A 14,974-nucleotide genomic window follows, 5' to 3' on the forward strand; every position below is an offset into this window, starting at 1 on the left:
GACTGAGATAAAGGAAACACGGCGAGCGATAGCGATCCGATGTTGACTTATCGTAGGGAGAAGAGCGAAGCCCACTAGCCGCTGGGAGCTGCAGCTGGACAATTCTTAAAGTGAAAAGAAGAAATAATCCGGATTGCCCTCGAATCCACTCGGGGGCTGTCTTTTTTATAATTAGGGAGGAACCAGTAATGTCGAAGTTATGGGGCGGTCGTTTTACAAAGGAAACCAACAAGCTGGTAGAGGAGTTTACAGCATCGATTTCTTTTGATCAAAAGTTAGCAAAAGAGGATATTGCCGGAAGTATGGCCCATGTCCAAATGCTGGGAGAATGCGGCATTATTCCGATCGAGGATGCCATTAAAATTAAGGACGGCCTGTTAGCAATAAGGAAATTGGTGGATGCCGGCGAGGTTGAGTTTTTAGTTGAAGATGAAGATATTCATATGAATATTGAAAAGCTCTTGATTGAAAAAATCGGACCAGTTGGCGGCAAACTTCATACTGGCCGAAGCCGTAATGACCAAGTCGCTACCGATATGCATTTATACTTACGAACTAAAACAACCGAGCTGATTAAGTTAATTGAAGATGTCCAGCAGGCATTAATTGAGCAGGCAAAAGCGAATATTCATACTTTGATTCCCGGTTACACTCATTTGCAGCGAGCACAGCCCGTTTCTTTTGCCCATCACCTTATGGCCTATTTTTGGATGTTTGAACGTGATAAAGAGAGACTGATGGATTCACTCAAACGGATTAATTGGCTTCCGCTTGGTTCCGGTGCATTAGCAGGGACAACATTTCCCATCAATCGTGAACGAGTCGCAGAATTATTAGGTTTTGAAACGATTTATCCTAATAGTATGGATGCCGTGAGTGATCGCGATTTTATATTAGAATTTTTATCAATCGGGTCGATTATTATGACACATATCTCTAGATTTTCTGAGGAGTTGGTCATTTGGTCAAGTCAGGAGTTTCAGTTTGTTGAACTTGACGATTCTTTCTGTACCGGTTCAAGTATCATGCCACAAAAGAAAAACCCGGATGTACCGGAACTGCTGAGGGGTAAGACTGGACGTACCTATGGTAACTTAATGGGCTTGTTGACCGTATTAAAGGGTCTGCCGCTTGCTTATAATAAAGATTTACAAGAAGATAAAGAAGGTATGTTTGATACCGTAGAGACGCTTGAAGGATCATTAAAGCTGTTAGCCCCAATGGTTGAAACCATGACAGTCAATAAAGATGTAATGCGAAAGGCAATTAATCATGATTTTTCCAATGCAACCGACATTGCTGATTACTTGGTTAGAAAAGGTCTGCCATTCCGTGAGGCCCATGAAGTGATCGGAAAAATCGTTCTCTATGCCATTCAATCAAATAAGTTTTTATTGGATTTAAGTTTTGAAGAATATCAGGGCTTCAGTCCTTTATTTGAAGAGGATATTTATGGGGTATTAGCTCCTGAACAAGTCGTCGCAGTCAGAAACAGCTTTGGAGGTACCGCTCCATCACAGGTAGAGCATCAAATCGCGCTTGCAGAGGGAAAACTCCATCGATAATAGTAATTTCATGGCTCGCTTAACGGCGGGTCTTGTTTAATATTAAGTAAGTATAAAAATTAAGACTTTGAAAATTGTCCAGCGCAAGCGCCCTAGCGGCTAGTGTCCTTCGCGCTCCGCCCTACGATAAGTCAACATCGAATCGCTGCCGCTCTTCGTGTTTCCTTTATCTCAGTTTGAGCCCTCCATAAGGAACGCTTCGATAGCATAAGCATCGCACGAAGGAAAAGCGATAGCTTTTCCGAGGAGGCCATACGCCGCTGACCAGGGCGCTTGCGCTTTTCGTATGAATAGAAAGAAAATATTGACATTTGTAAATAATTAAACTAGAATACTTTTTATAACTTAACTCAGCAATTAATAAAAATAAAATATTACTCTTATCCAGAGAGGCGGAGGGACTAGGCCCGATGAAGCCCGGCAACCTTCAAGGTATTCCTTGAAAAGGTGCTAATTCCTGCAGGTTATATATAACCTGACAGATAAGAGGAGGAATTCGCCCTCTTCTTATTAAGAGGGCTTTTCTTTATTTATTAGAAAAAAGAATCATGCAAATAAAAGTAGAAGGGTGGATATCAGCATGTCTGTAATTAAAGTGGCAATCCTTGGTTTTGGCACGGTTGGTGAAGGATTCTATCGGACGATTCAATCTCATGCAGAAGAACTAACAGCCGTTTTAGGTAAGAAGGTAGAGGTGGCTGCCATTCTAATTAAAAACAAGGAGAAGAAAAGGGAAATTAATAAGGATGTCCTTGTAACAACAGAATTTGCAGAAATCCTACATCTTCCACAGCTTGATGTAGTTGTTGAGGCTATAGTTGATAAGGATCCAACCTACATATATCTAAAGAAGGCCATTGAGCGGGGCTGTCATATTATTACAGCAAATAAGGAGATGTTTGCCCACTATGGAACAGAGCTGCTTGAACTTGCCCAAGTGCACCATGTCTCGGTTGGATATGAAGCAACGGTAGCTGGAGGAATACCAGTGATTCAAACCTTAAGACAATTATTAAATGTAAATCGTGTTCAGCAAGTTCAGGGGATTTTAAATGGAACATCGAATTTCATCTTAACGGAGATGAGGGAGAAAAAGCTCTCCTTTGCCCACGCTTTACGTGCAGCCCAGGAAAACGGCTTCGCTGAGGCCGACCCGACAAATGATGTGGAAGGTTTCGATGCCTTTTACAAAGCGATGATACTAAGCAGGCTTGCCTTCGGTGAAGAACCAAATTGGCATGCTGTTGAGCGGACTGGGATAACTTCAATTACAAGTGAATTAATCGACACTGCGGAGAGGCTTGGATTAAGATTTAAACATATTGCCAGTATAAAGAAATCAGTTAATCAACTTAAGGTATCGGTTGGACCAGTTCTTGTTGGAAATGAGCATCCACTATATCATGTAGAAGGGGTCCAGAATGCAGTAAATATTTCTTCGGATATTGTGGGTCAAATAACCCTTCAAGGACCAGGGGCCGGGATGCTGCCAACTGCAAGTGCAGTCATCGAAGATTTAGTCTACGTTTGTCAGAACCGACCTGAAAGACAAGGATTCCTAACAACAAGTGAAACTAATACTGCACGACAGGAACAAGGAGAGAAAGAAGAAACTTGGCTCATAGCCGGGTATTATAATGTAACGAATCATTTTGTTAAACTGATGGATCAGGTTACAGATGGAATATGGATTGCCAAGGCTAAAAGGGAAGAAATAGACGCGCTCTCTAGACTAAATGAAGAACTAGTGTATTTCCCTATTATAGGGGAATACGAAAGGGAGCATGTCTTGGCAAGATAGCATAATATCTTTTAGATAAGAAGCAGGGCAAGGACAGCCCTGCTTCATTATTATTTTAACTGAAAGTTATTTACTGTTTCTATTTTTCACACGTTGGTTAGCAGCATTAGCACGTGCCTGTGCTTCTAGATCAGCATGATCTGCAAACTCTGAAGAATACTCAACATCTTTTCCATCTGTTTTTAAATTTTTAGGCACTTGTGGAAGTGATCCTTTATTGTGCTTTTGTCCTTGTGCGCGGCCCATGAAAAAACCCCTTTCAAATTAAACTAAAGTGAGCAGCAATTATTGCTCTCAAGGATAGTTTTTACTGTCTGAAAGGAGTCCATTAATGGAAAAATTTAATTTTCACTCTCTGTATGTTTTTTTAAATACGAGTCTTTTTATCCGTGAAACCAGCTGCACGGTCGGCCATCTTAAAATCACGCTGATAGCGTACCTCTTGCATGCTTGTTAAAGAATACTTTCCTCCGCCTCTGCTGTCCTTCTTTTTCTTTTCACCCATTGTGCTCATTCCTTTCGAAATTAAGTTGAAATTTTAAAGCCTAAGTGCAAATGCATATAACTAAATATGTACTTATTTCCATTTTTACCTGTTCGAAAAAAAAGATACTGTTTTTTGCAAGATATTTTTAAAAAAGGGTCCTTCCGTATGGTAAAGTAATTTTGAGGTGAAGGATATGGCCGTTATTACAAAAATCACCACACAACAGAAGAACCAAGATCGCTTTAACGTGTTTATGGATTATGGAAAAGGCAAAGGCGAGGAATTTGCTTTTAGTGTCGACAGTGATGTATTAATTAAATTTCAACTTAAAAAGGGAATGGAGCTTGATGATTTTTCCTTTTTAGAAATTCAATACCAAGATGACATCCGCAAGGCTTATAATCTGGCTATAAATTATTTGGCTAGAAGAATGAGATCGGAAAAAGAAATTGTAGACTACCTGGGTCAAAAAGAAGTGGACGAGCCGGTGATTAACGAGGTTATTCATCGATTAACTGCACAACATTATATTAATGATCAGGAATATGCTGTAGCCTTCGTAAGGACCCAAGCAAATACCACCGATAAAGGTCCAAATGTGATTAAAATGGATTTGAGGGAGAAAGGTATAGCAGAGGCTTTCCTCTTTAAGGCGCTTGAAGAATTTCCTTTGGAGCAGCAGGTTGAAAAGGTAATGAAAATTTCAGTGAAGTTTTATCAAAAAAATGCAAAGCTTTCATTTAAAGTTCAAAAACAAAAGCTTGAGCAGTTACTACTGAGAAAAGGTTATTCTTATGATGTTATAAATATTGCGTTTAATGAAGTAGAGGTACCAAAAGAAGTGGATGAGGAAATGGAAGCTGTTCGATTTCAAGGCGAGAAGGTTCACAGAAAGTATTCTCATCTTGAAGGATTTGAGTATCAGCAGAAGATAAAGCAAGCATTGTATCGTAAAGGTTTCACGATGGATTTAATTGAGCGTTTTTTAGCAGAGAAAGATGAAAACTTATAACGTAAGCTAAGAAGGGATTAAATGTTTGAAGAGGATAGAATCGAGACAGAGTAAAGCAAGTCTTGCTGTCCGTGTCTGGATTAGAGCAGAATTTAGATAGAGGAGAACAAGTTCTGGTGTTTCGTGTCCGAAGGAGGTCCAGGTTTGGACAGCCCAAGTCAATATCCGGTGCTTGTTGTCCGAAGAAGGCCAAGGTTCGGACAGCTTAAGGCGAATTCTAGTGCTTGCTGTCCGAAGGAGGCCAAGGTTCGGACAGCCCAAGTCAGTATTCGGTGCTTGCTGTCCGAAAGAGGTCAAGGTTCGGACAGCCGAAGTCAATATCCGGTGCTTGCTGTCCCAAGTGGATCCAGGTTCGGACAGCTTAAGGCGAATTCTGGTGCTTGCTGTCCGAAGGAGGCCAAGGTTCGGACAGCCCAAGTCAGTATTCGGTGCATGCTGTCCGAAAGAGGTCAAGGTTCGGACATCCCAAGTCAATATCCGGTGCTTGCTGTCCCAAGTGGATCCAGGTTCGGACAGCTTAAGGCAAATTCTGGTGCTTGCTGTCCGAAGGAGGCCAAGGTTCGGACAGCCCAAGTCGGTATTGGGTGCTTGCTGTCCGAAGAAGGCCAAGGTTCGGACAGCTTAAGGCGAATTCTGGTGCTTGCTGTCCGAAGGAGGCCAAGGTTCGGACAGCCCAAGTCGGTATTGGGTGCTTGCTGTCCGAAGAAGGCTAAGGTTCAGACAGCTTAAGGCGAATTCTGGTGCTTGCTGTCCGAAGAAGGCCAAGGTTCAGACAGCTTAAGGGCGAATTCCGGTGCTTGTTGTCCGAAGGAAGTCATAGTTCAGACAGCTTAAGGCGAATTCCGGTGTTTGTTGTCCGAATGGACCTAGTCAAGACGAATTGTACAGATTTTTATATACTAGAATAAAGAGAAATGGAGAGTGGGTCTTACATGCAGCAAGAGCAACGCTATAGTGAAATGAATGAGTTTGAACTAAGACAAGAAATTGCCGATCTTAAGGAAAAAGCGAGAAAAGCGGAGCAAATGGGTATGGTTAATGAATTTGCTGTTCTTGAAAGAAAGGTACAAATGGCGCGCGCTTATATGATGGACCCCGCAGCGTTTTTACCTGGAGAAATTTATCAAATTGAGGGGGACCCTGGACAGTATTTTAAAATTGATTATATGAACGGTGTTTTTGCATGGGGCTACCGTTTAAAGGGTAATGGTAAAGAAGAAGCATTGCCCATCTCAGTGTTAACGCCCTTAAAGTAAAACAACAAACCAGAGTATACTTCTGGTTTGTCCTCTTATACTTTGAGAATTGGCAAGTTTCAGCGCCTAGGGGTTCGGGGGCATAAGCCAATCCGTCAAGAAGACTAAAGAACAGCCTTCTCGCCGGCTCGTCTTATGCCTGTCACCCCTGGTCAAGGCGCTTCCGCTCTTCAGTTTATTTCCAGACTGCTTGCGGTGATTCGTCATCGCGTTCCCCGGAAGCACGCATACGTTCTTGCGGGTGAGTATTAATGCTGCCGTCAGCTCTTGTGGAAGCATATTCCGCTTTAGCGCGCGGTTCTCCCTCAAGTTTGTTATTACTTTGATTTGGGAAATTCGTTGCCTTATTTCTCATGATTTACCTCCAATTAGGGAATGAGAAAAACGTGAAAAGCATCATATTCTACGTGCTAACCACGTAACGTTAGTATGGCTTATTGCTTGAAGGATATGTTATAAGAAAATGGTAATGGGGTGTTGTTGATGAATGAATACCATGAAAGACTTATTAAGTTGTTAATGGATAAAAACGGACAGTTAAGTTATGATCAGGCCCGGACATGGGTGGAGTTATTATGGGATGATTTTGAAACCACTTACGCGAAGGCTGGCCGGGAATACAAGGGCAGTGAAATGGCGGAGCGGATTGTTACCCAATGGATTCAAAATTATGGTGACAAACTACATGAGTTTGTCGCAACAAATCCTAAGTATAAAAAATTTCTTACACAATAAAAAAGAAGGGCATAAAGTTAGCCCTTCTTAACTGGGAATGATACTCAACTTCTTTCGTAATTTCTTCTCACTAAACACCCAGCCCGTATAAGAGCTAATTGGTTGTAAATCAAAGTCTAATTGAACAACCGCTACAAACGGGTAGTGACCATTGCTTCGATAACGCAAATCAATAAACCGGACTTCATAAAAATCGCTATACTCATCAACCTCCCAGCGATAGACAGGGGAGAATGATAAGAAGGCTGATAGGTTTTTATCCTTCTTCGCTGCTTCAATTACAGGGGTATTAGGAACAGGGACTCGGATAAACCGGTCAAGGATCTCGACATGTTGATTAACAGATCTCCCTACAAAAAACTCCTTCTCATTCATTGCTGCAATTCTCCATTGATGAAATCGCATCGTTGGTGCAATAATCACTTCTGTGGCGTCTGGAATTAGACTTTTTACATCCGTTAAGACTTTCATCTTCGCTAAATATCTCCGAATGTAGTATGCGAAGACGACAGCATACATAATTAAAAAGGTAACTCCTGGTTTTGCCCCTAATATCCAAATAAATATGCCGATCACATGAATAGCAAAAATAATTGGATCAAATGTATTAATAACTCCGAGCGCTACCCATTTAGAAGAGAAGGGTCTAAGGGCTTGGGTCCCATAGGCATTAAATATATCAACAAAAACATGGATAAACACTGCAGCAAAAGTCCAAGCCCATAAATGCAATAAATTTGCACCTGAGAAAAATGGATAGATAACCATTGTAATAAGGAGCGGCCATAAAATAACTGCGGGAATGGAGTGGGTCACTCCGCGATGATTTCGGATATAGATTGCATTGTTTCTAAGTTTTAATACAGTGTCAATATCTGGTATTTGCGAGCCTGCAATTGTCCCAATTAATACACTTACTGCCGTAGCATGACTGCCGGCAACCACTGGGTCAAGCGTTGCAAGACCACCTAAAGCAATACCCATGACTACATGAGTTCCAGTATCCAAATGAAAATTCCCCCTTTAAAATAATCTTGTCAAAAAAGGTAATTTAGCTTATCGTTAATAATTGTACGTTAGAAATGTCCAGCTGCAGCGCCTAGGGGCTCGGGGTCATAAGCCGATCCGTCAAGAAGGTTAAAGAACAACCTTCTCGCCGGCCCGTCTTATGCCTGTCGCCCCTGGTCAAGGCGCTTCCGCTTTTCTTTTTATTTTCCCTTTTTTCGAGGTGTTTAACAATCTGGAGGAACAAAAGTTATGATTATTGAACATGAAAATTCTGAAAAAATCAATATAAATGCATTTCAAACTGATTTAATTACCTGGTTTAAAAGGGAACAACGTGATCTTCCGTGGCGAAAGGATCAGGATCCTTATAAAGTTTGGGTTTCAGAAATAATGCTTCAGCAAACAAGAGTTGATACGGTAATCCCTTATTTCAATCGATTTATCGAATGGTTTCCGACAATTGATGCATTGGCAGATGCGGATGAAGACAAAGTGCTGAAAGCATGGGAAGGTCTTGGCTATTATTCTCGTGTGCGAAATCTTCAATCCGCGGTAAAAGAAGTAAGAGAAAGATATAATGGCGAAGTGCCAAGTAGTCCAAAGGAAATCGCTGAACTAAAGGGAGTAGGACCTTACACAGCTGGTGCCATTTTAAGTATTGCTTATGGTATTCCTGAGCCTGCTGTCGATGGAAATGTGATGAGGGTATTGTCTCGGATCCTTTCAATTTGGGATGATATTGCAAAACCATCATCGAGGAAAATTTTTGAACAGGCAGTCCGTACATTAATTTCACATGATGACCCATCAGCATTTAATCAAGCCTTGATGGAGCTTGGTGCATTAATTTGCACCCCTACATCACCCTCATGTCTTTTATGCCCCGTCCGAGAGCATTGCCAAGCTTTTTCCGAAGGAGTACATGAGGAGCTTCCTGTTAAAACCAAGAAAACAAAATCCCGGAATGTTCAACTTGCCTCTGCAGTTCTATCCAACACAGAAGGAAAAATCCTTATCCATAAGCGTCCAACTAGCGGCTTGCTTGCAAATTTGTGGGAATTTCCAAGTGTTGAGCTGCATCATAGCCTGCAAAATGAACGGGATCAGATCGTTAAGCTTTTTAACTCAGAGCTGCAGTTAGAACCATATCTCGAAAAGATTATTGGTCAAATCGATCATGTTTTTTCCCATTTGGTTTGGAACATTATGGTTTATACAGGAACACTTTCTACAGATTTTCAGGAAAGTGAGGATTGGAGGCTTGTTTCCATTAAACAAATGGAAGAATACGCCTTTCCTGTGTCCTATCAGAAGATCTTCCAAATGTATCTAAATTCCAAAGAGGAATAAACGCTGTTGCATGCGTTTATTCCTCTTTTAAGTATATTAATCGTATACGGTTTTTGTTCCATGGGTATAATCAGCTTCTTGCCGTTTCATCCCGCCGCGATTTTCAATTTCCTCAATAATTTCTCGATGAATCGTCTGCCCCTCACTATTAAGATATGGAGCAATTTGTTGAAATGAATGATGATAAAAGGCTAATTCGCTATCCTTCCAATCCGTTTTTGCCATCATTGAAAGTTCTGTCATATCTCGTCCTACATACATATCCTTAAGATTCCCCCTAACTTGTCTTTCATTTTAGTGTTTTATATTAATTGTCTTCTATTCATGGAAAAGATAAAATGAATAGAAAAGTGAAGCGTCTCAAGCTTTCTAAAAAAATTACATAGAAGGAGTTTTTTTATATGACACAAAAAGTTGCACTTATTACAGGTAGCAGTAGAGGGATTGGAAAGGCCACAGCCCTCCGCTTAGCAGAAGCGGGCTACGATATTGTAATTAACTATGCACGTAGTAAAAAGTCTGCCTTAGAGGTCGCGGAAAAGATTGAAGCATTGGGCAGGAAAGTATTAGTGGTTAAGGCCAATGTAGGTGACGTGGCTAAAATAAAAGATATGTTTGCTCAAATCGACCAAGAATTTGGCCGTTTAGATATCTTTGTAAATAATGCAGCTTCGGGTGTTCAGCGTCCAGTAATGGAATTGGAAGAATCCCACTGGGATTGGACGTTAAATATCAATAGTAAAGCTCTCTTATTTTGTGCCCAGGAAGCAGCAAAATTAATGGAAAGAAACGGCGGCGGAAAAATTGTCAGCATTAGCTCACTTGGATCCATTCGTTATTTAGAAAATTATACAGTAGTAGGTGTGTCGAAGGCAGCCCTAGAAGCGTTAACCCGCTATTTAGCAGTAGAATTAGCGCAAAAAAATATCATTGTTAATGCCGTGTCCGGCGGTGCAGTGGATACCGAAGCATTAAAACACTTTCCTAATCGAGAGGAGCTTCTTCAAGAGGCTAGGGAAAAAACGCCCGCAGGAAAAATGGTGGAAATTGATGACATCGTTAACAGTGTAATGTTTCTTTTATCAGATGATGCCAGCATGATCAGGGGGCAAACGATTATTGTGGATGGAGGAATTTCTTTACTGGTTTAAAATTAAAAAAATTATTTTTCAATAATTTTTTTGGATATTCTCCACGAAGCCTGGACATATTAATTTCGTGGAGGTGATATCAATGGCAAACTTCAATCAACAGCCAAACAAAACATCTGCTGGAACTAACATCCAGGAAGTAAGACAGCAAAATGCTCAATCTGCACAAGGCGGTTCACAAGGATCCCAAGGTTCTTTTGGAACTGAATTTGCAAGCGAGACTAATGCTCAAGAAGTAAGACAGCAAAATGCTCAATCTGCACAAGGCGGTTCACAAGGATCCCAAGGTTCTTTCGGAACTGAATTCGCTAGCGAAACGAATGCTCAAGAAGTAAGACAACAAAATCAGCAAGCTGAATCTCGTAAGAACCAAAATAGCGGTCAATTCGGCCAAAGCTAATAGGCATACTTAATAAGAAGGCACTCTTCATTCGTAAGAGTGTCTTCTTTCCTGTTCAAGGCGCTTACGCTTTTCTTTTTTTCGACAAAACTTCCTGTATGTTTACAGAAGTAGTCAAAGGGAAAAAGGAGTTTTTCCAGAATACATATAATAGCTAAAAAATAAGGCGGTGAGGGAAATGGATCATTTTAACCGATTAGTTTCCGAACAAATGGCGACCATGGAAAAATTGTTATATCTGCAAGCAGAACTTGAGCGATGTCAGGAAATAGAGGAAGAGCTGCAGACATTACAAAATGCAACCAATCTGGAGAGCGTTCAAAACGATATTCAGGCCATGAAAAAAGAGCTGAAAGAGATACAAATTATTTTTGAAAAGCAAACAGAAGAAGTTATCAATTCCTATCGGGAAATGAATTTAACTCCATCCCTGTAGTTTTTGAACCAAAAACAAGGAAAAATTACACATTTTTTACAAAGAGCCAGTGAATTCTGGCTCTTTTGTTTTAAATTCTTGTCTTAACCGTTATAATAATAGAAAATAGGAATTTTACTTTGTAACCTTTTGTCGTATGTAAATGTTAAGAGTAGGTTTCAAAGCGTTCAGAAATGAAGGTAGGGGAGAAAATGGTCGTACCCATCGAAGGTGAACCAATGCAAATACATAGCTATAAACACAATGGGCACATCCATCGCGTCTGGGAAGAAACAACCGTTTTAAAAGGGTCACAAAATTTGGTTATTGGTGGAAATGACCGGACACTTGTAACAGAGTCGGACGGGAGAACATGGATTACCAGAGAGCCAGCAATCTGTTATTTCCATTCACAATACTGGTTTAACGTAATTGGAATGATCCGTGAAGACGGTATTTACTATTATTGTAATATTAGTTCACCTTTTATTTTCGATGGTGAAGCACTAAAGTATATTGATTATGACCTCGATATCAAAGTGTATCCTGATATGACCTTTAACTTACTAGACGAAGATGAGTATGAACGGCATCGTCGTGAAATGAACTATCCTGATGTCATTGATAAAATTCTGAAAAGAAATGTGGATAAACTAATTCAATGGATTCGGCAGCGTAATGGCCCTTTTGCACCGGATTTTATTGATATTTGGTATGAACGTTATTTAACTTACAGACGGTAAATGACACAACTGTAAAAGAGCCTGTTGTTCCGAGAGCAACAGGTTCTTATCTGTTTAAATATTTTAGCTGAAATGGAGGGGAATTGTTTGAGCAGTATACGCAGATACCTGCAATTTGTTAAGCCGTATCGGTTACAAATCTTATGGACGATCATTATCGGTCTTGTGAAATTTTCCATCCCGCTGATTATTCCTATGCTAATCAAATATGTAGTTGATGATATTATTGGGAATCACAGGCTGTCCCATGACGAAAAGCTTAATAAACTAATGCTCATTTTGGGCGTTATGGTTGTGGTTTTTGTCATACTAAGACCACCGATTGAATATTACCGTCAGTACTTTGCTCAATGGACCTCAAGTAAAATTTTATATGATATTCGTGATCAGATGTACACCCATATTCAAAAGCTTAGTTTTCGGTATTTTTCAAATAACCGTGCTGGAGAAATCATCTCCCGCGTGATTAATGATGTTGAACAGACGAAGACTTTCGTTATTTCAGGATTAATGAATCTATGGCTTGATATTGCCACGATTGTTATTGCCATTATTTTTATGTTTTATATGAACGTTAAATTAACCTTGGCATCCATTCTGTTATTTCCGTTTTATGCCTTTTCAGTAAGGTATTTTTTTGGAAACCTTCGGAAATTAACAAGGAATCGCTCGCAAGCCTTAGCCGAAGTACAGAGTTATTTACATGAAAGAGTCCAGGGAATGCCAGTGATTAAGAGCTTTGCAATCGAAAAGTTTGAACAAACTCAGTTTGATAAGCGGAATAAAAACTTTTTAGAAAAAGCCTTACAGCACACAAGCTGGAACGCCAAGTCATTTGCAGTAGTTAATACAATTACTGATATCGCACCATTACTTGTAATTGGATACTCGGCCTATCTAGTAATTGAGCATCAATTGTCACTCGGAACAATGGTCGCTTTTTTTGCCTATATTGATAAATTATATAGTCCCTTAAGAAGACTTGTGAATTCATCGACTACAATCACTCAATCATTTGCCTCAATGGACCGGGTATTTGAATTTCTGGACGAGAAATATGACATAGTCGATAAGCCTGGAGCACGAGACTGCGCTAACGTAAAAGGTGATATATCTTTCGAACATGTTTTCTTTTCTTACGATAAAGAGGATGAGATGGTATTAAAGGACATTCACTTACATGTTAAAAAAGGGGAGACCATTGCACTAGTTGGGATGAGCGGAGGAGGAAAGTCAACACTTGTTAGTCTCATTCCTCGTTTCTATGATGTAACAAAAGGGAGAATCACTCTAGATGGAGTGGATATCGGCGAATTTAAAGTTCAAACTCTTAGAGACATCATAGGCGTTGTGTTTCAAGATAATATCTTATTTAGTGAATCCGTTAAAGATAATATTTTATTAGGGAAGCCTGGTGCTTCGGATGAAGAAGTGTATCAAGCTGCTATAGCCGCAAACGCTCATGAGTTTATCTTAAACTTATCAGAAGGATATAACACTAAAGTCGGGGAACGGGGAGTAAAGCTTTCAGGCGGTCAAAAACAGCGTGTTGCAATAGCAAGGGTGTTCTTAAAAAATCCTCCTATCTTAATTTTAGATGAAGCTACATCAGCCTTAGACCTAGAAAGTGAACATCTCATTCAGGGAGCCCTAGAGGAGCTTGCAAAGGATAGGACCACCTTTATTGTCGCCCACCGCTTATCGACGATAACCCATGCTAATCGGATCGTCCTAATTGAGCATGGTCAAATTGTTGAGATTGGTACTCATGAAGAATTAATGACTAAACAAGGAAATTATTATAAGTTATTTCAGGTCCAACAGCTTGAAAATAAAGAAAACTCGCTGAGTGAAGAGCTTCAAGGACAAGCTAATTAAAAAAGAACCCAAGCAGAAAATGCTTGGGTTCTTTCGATTTAATCGTGTGTCTCTTCAACGGACACTTCGTTTTGATGGTAGGAATGAAAGCTCGTTATTAAGGTGTCAAGATGCTCGACATGTTCTCCGTAATCGATTATGGTGGAGATTATTTGCATGGAATGATATAAGTGCGGACTATCATTATCTTCATTTTCTCTCACATGCTTTATATAGAAATCGAATAACTCTTTTTTATTGATGTAATTTATTTCTTTGTCACATGAGGAAGGAATAGGGACTTTACCAATAAAGCGAAGTAAAACTTGTTCATGATGATAGATTAAACTGTCTAACTGATCTTGAATGCTCTGTTTAAAGTTCTCAGGAAGCTGTAAAAGTTCATTTTCAAAGCGATGCAGCCTTTTTAAAGTATCCAAGGCTTTTTTTGCCGTCAAATTTAATTGTCGATAAATAACCAGCTTTCGAGACCTTTCAAGCTTCACCTTTTTAAAATAACTGCGCTCCTCTTTATACATCGTATACAGCTGCTCCATGGACTGGATGCTGTCCTTAAAAGTCTTAATATCTGCTTTAAGTAATTGGTGATCATAGTCATGTCTGGTGCTTAAGCGAATCCATTTAATAATTTCCTCAGTTGTATTGACAATTTTAGAATAAAGTTTATTTTCATACTTGGGCGGCATAAAGATTAAATTGACCAAAAATGCTGAAAATACCCCAATCATAATCGTAGAGAAACGGATACCGGCAAACTGAATAAAATTACCGCTTTGCAATTCCATGATAGAAATTAAGGTAACCAGTGACAAGCCAATTGTATTCTCTAATTTAAGTTTAAGAATTAATAAGATGACTATAATAGCGGCTAATCCAACCACAATAAAGTGATTTCCTAATAGTAGAACAAAAATGACAGCACACAAAGCCCCGATAATATTTCCTTGAATCTGTTCAATAATCGTCAAATAGGAGCGATATATAGTTGGTTGAATCGCAAAGATTGCAGAAATCCCGGCTAAGACAGGTGATGGTGAATGCAGCAGCTGGCCGATGAAAAGGGATAATGCAATGGCTATTCCCGTTTTTAAGATGCGGGCACCTAACTTCATTTAATTAGTTCCTTTCAAATGTTCGTTTGTCTGTTCAATTGATAACAAATATGTACTATAC

The 14,974-nt window shown here is 39.8% G+C and carries 18 protein-coding genes and 1 riboswitch; of the genes, 11 read left to right on the forward strand and 7 right to left on the reverse strand.

The annotated features are described in order from the left end of the window. The first annotated feature begins 188 nt into the window (after positions 1-188). Both argH and J7E81_RS27695 read left to right on the forward strand, forming a co-directional pair. Positions 189-1,565, forward strand: coding sequence for an argininosuccinate lyase (gene argH, locus J7E81_RS27690; RefSeq protein ID WP_215047393.1), 1,377 nt, complete (start codon positions 189-191; stop codon positions 1,563-1,565). 377 nt (positions 1,566-1,942) lie between these two features. Beyond that, a riboswitch (SAM riboswitch) is annotated at positions 1,943-2,054 on the forward strand. 91 nt (positions 2,055-2,145) lie between these two features. Next, a complete protein-coding gene (locus J7E81_RS27695; RefSeq protein ID WP_215047394.1) occupies positions 2,146-3,366 on the forward strand; it encodes a homoserine dehydrogenase in 1,221 nt (406 codons plus the stop codon). Between the two features lie 66 nt (positions 3,367-3,432). Here the strand turns inward: J7E81_RS27695 and J7E81_RS27700 are convergent, their stop codons facing one another. Next, the gene (locus tag J7E81_RS27700) at positions 3,433-3,612 is read right to left on the reverse strand and encodes a YfhD family protein (RefSeq protein ID WP_215047395.1); all 180 of its coding nucleotides are present in this window, start codon (positions 3,610-3,612) and stop codon (positions 3,433-3,435) included. 121 nt (positions 3,613-3,733) lie between these two features. Continuing rightward, entirely contained in the window at positions 3,734-3,871 is a 138-nt protein-coding gene (locus tag J7E81_RS27705; RefSeq protein WP_098527985.1) for a YfhE family protein, read from the reverse strand. A gap of 175 nt (positions 3,872-4,046) precedes the next feature. Between J7E81_RS27705 and recX the strand changes: the two genes are divergently transcribed. Beyond that, on the forward strand, positions 4,047-4,865 hold the full coding sequence (gene recX / locus J7E81_RS27710) for a recombination regulator RecX (protein WP_215047396.1): 819 nt from the start codon (positions 4,047-4,049) through the stop codon (positions 4,863-4,865). A gap of 6 nt (positions 4,866-4,871) precedes the next feature. Here recX and J7E81_RS27715 read toward each other — a convergent pair whose 3' ends face one another. Beyond that, positions 4,872-5,474: a hypothetical protein gene (locus tag J7E81_RS27715; RefSeq protein ID WP_215047397.1), complete on the reverse strand. Its 603-nt coding sequence runs from the start codon at positions 5,472-5,474 to the stop codon at positions 4,872-4,874. A 323-nt stretch (positions 5,475-5,797) separates the two neighbouring features. On the opposite strand from J7E81_RS27715, the gene J7E81_RS27720 reads away from it, so the two are divergent. Further along, complete coding sequence (locus J7E81_RS27720; RefSeq protein WP_215047398.1) at positions 5,798-6,121, forward strand: YfhH family protein; 324 nt, start codon at positions 5,798-5,800, stop codon at positions 6,119-6,121. A 175-nt stretch (positions 6,122-6,296) separates the two neighbouring features. On the opposite strand, the gene J7E81_RS27725 is transcribed toward J7E81_RS27720, so the two are convergent. Then, a complete protein-coding gene (locus J7E81_RS27725; RefSeq protein ID WP_215047399.1) occupies positions 6,297-6,476 on the reverse strand; it encodes a small, acid-soluble spore protein K in 180 nt (59 codons plus the stop codon). Positions 6,477-6,604: 128 nt separating this feature from the next. Between J7E81_RS27725 and J7E81_RS27730 the strand changes: the two genes are divergently transcribed. Further along, on the forward strand, positions 6,605-6,856 hold the full coding sequence (locus J7E81_RS27730; RefSeq protein ID WP_215047400.1) for a YfhJ family protein: 252 nt from the start codon (positions 6,605-6,607) through the stop codon (positions 6,854-6,856). A gap of 27 nt (positions 6,857-6,883) precedes the next feature. On the opposite strand, the gene J7E81_RS27735 is transcribed toward J7E81_RS27730, so the two are convergent. Further along, entirely contained in the window at positions 6,884-7,864 is a 981-nt protein-coding gene (locus J7E81_RS27735; protein ID WP_215047401.1) for a metal-dependent hydrolase, read from the reverse strand. 249 nt (positions 7,865-8,113) lie between these two features. On the opposite strand from J7E81_RS27735, the gene mutY reads away from it, so the two are divergent. Next, positions 8,114-9,214: an A/G-specific adenine glycosylase gene (gene mutY / locus J7E81_RS27740; RefSeq protein WP_215047402.1), complete on the forward strand. Its 1,101-nt coding sequence runs from the start codon at positions 8,114-8,116 to the stop codon at positions 9,212-9,214. A gap of 36 nt (positions 9,215-9,250) precedes the next feature. Here mutY and J7E81_RS27745 read toward each other — a convergent pair whose 3' ends face one another. Next, on the reverse strand, positions 9,251-9,475 hold the full coding sequence (locus tag J7E81_RS27745) for a hypothetical protein (RefSeq protein WP_215047403.1): 225 nt from the start codon (positions 9,473-9,475) through the stop codon (positions 9,251-9,253). A 140-nt stretch (positions 9,476-9,615) separates the two neighbouring features. On the opposite strand from J7E81_RS27745, the gene fabL reads away from it, so the two are divergent. From fabL to J7E81_RS27770, 5 genes are all read left to right on the forward strand, one after another. After that, positions 9,616-10,365: an enoyl-[acyl-carrier-protein] reductase FabL gene (gene fabL, locus J7E81_RS27750; protein WP_215047404.1), complete on the forward strand. Its 750-nt coding sequence runs from the start codon at positions 9,616-9,618 to the stop codon at positions 10,363-10,365. A gap of 82 nt (positions 10,366-10,447) precedes the next feature. Continuing rightward, entirely contained in the window at positions 10,448-10,765 is a 318-nt protein-coding gene (locus J7E81_RS27755) for a gamma-type small acid-soluble spore protein (RefSeq protein ID WP_215047405.1), read from the forward strand. 178 nt (positions 10,766-10,943) lie between these two features. Further along, positions 10,944-11,201, forward strand: a complete 258-nt coding sequence (locus J7E81_RS27760; protein WP_215047406.1) for a YgaB family protein — start codon at positions 10,944-10,946, stop codon at positions 11,199-11,201. 191 nt (positions 11,202-11,392) lie between these two features. Then, positions 11,393-11,923 carry a nucleoside tri-diphosphate phosphatase gene (gene ntdP, locus J7E81_RS27765; RefSeq protein ID WP_101647593.1) on the forward strand — a complete coding sequence of 177 codons (531 nt, stop codon included), beginning with the start codon at positions 11,393-11,395 and terminating at the stop codon, positions 11,921-11,923. Positions 11,924-12,010: 87 nt separating this feature from the next. Then, the gene (locus tag J7E81_RS27770) at positions 12,011-13,801 is read left to right on the forward strand and encodes an ABC transporter ATP-binding protein (RefSeq protein WP_251028923.1); all 1,791 of its coding nucleotides are present in this window, start codon (positions 12,011-12,013) and stop codon (positions 13,799-13,801) included. A gap of 38 nt (positions 13,802-13,839) precedes the next feature. Here the strand turns inward: J7E81_RS27770 and J7E81_RS27775 are convergent, their stop codons facing one another. Then, positions 13,840-14,913, reverse strand: coding sequence for an FUSC family protein (locus tag J7E81_RS27775; protein ID WP_215047407.1), 1,074 nt, complete (start codon positions 14,911-14,913; stop codon positions 13,840-13,842). Positions 14,914-14,974: the final 61 nt, after the last annotated feature.

The organism is Bacillus sp. ISL-18, from assembly GCF_018613415.1.
Classification (GTDB): Bacteria; Bacillota; Bacilli; order Bacillales; family Cytobacillaceae; genus Neobacillus.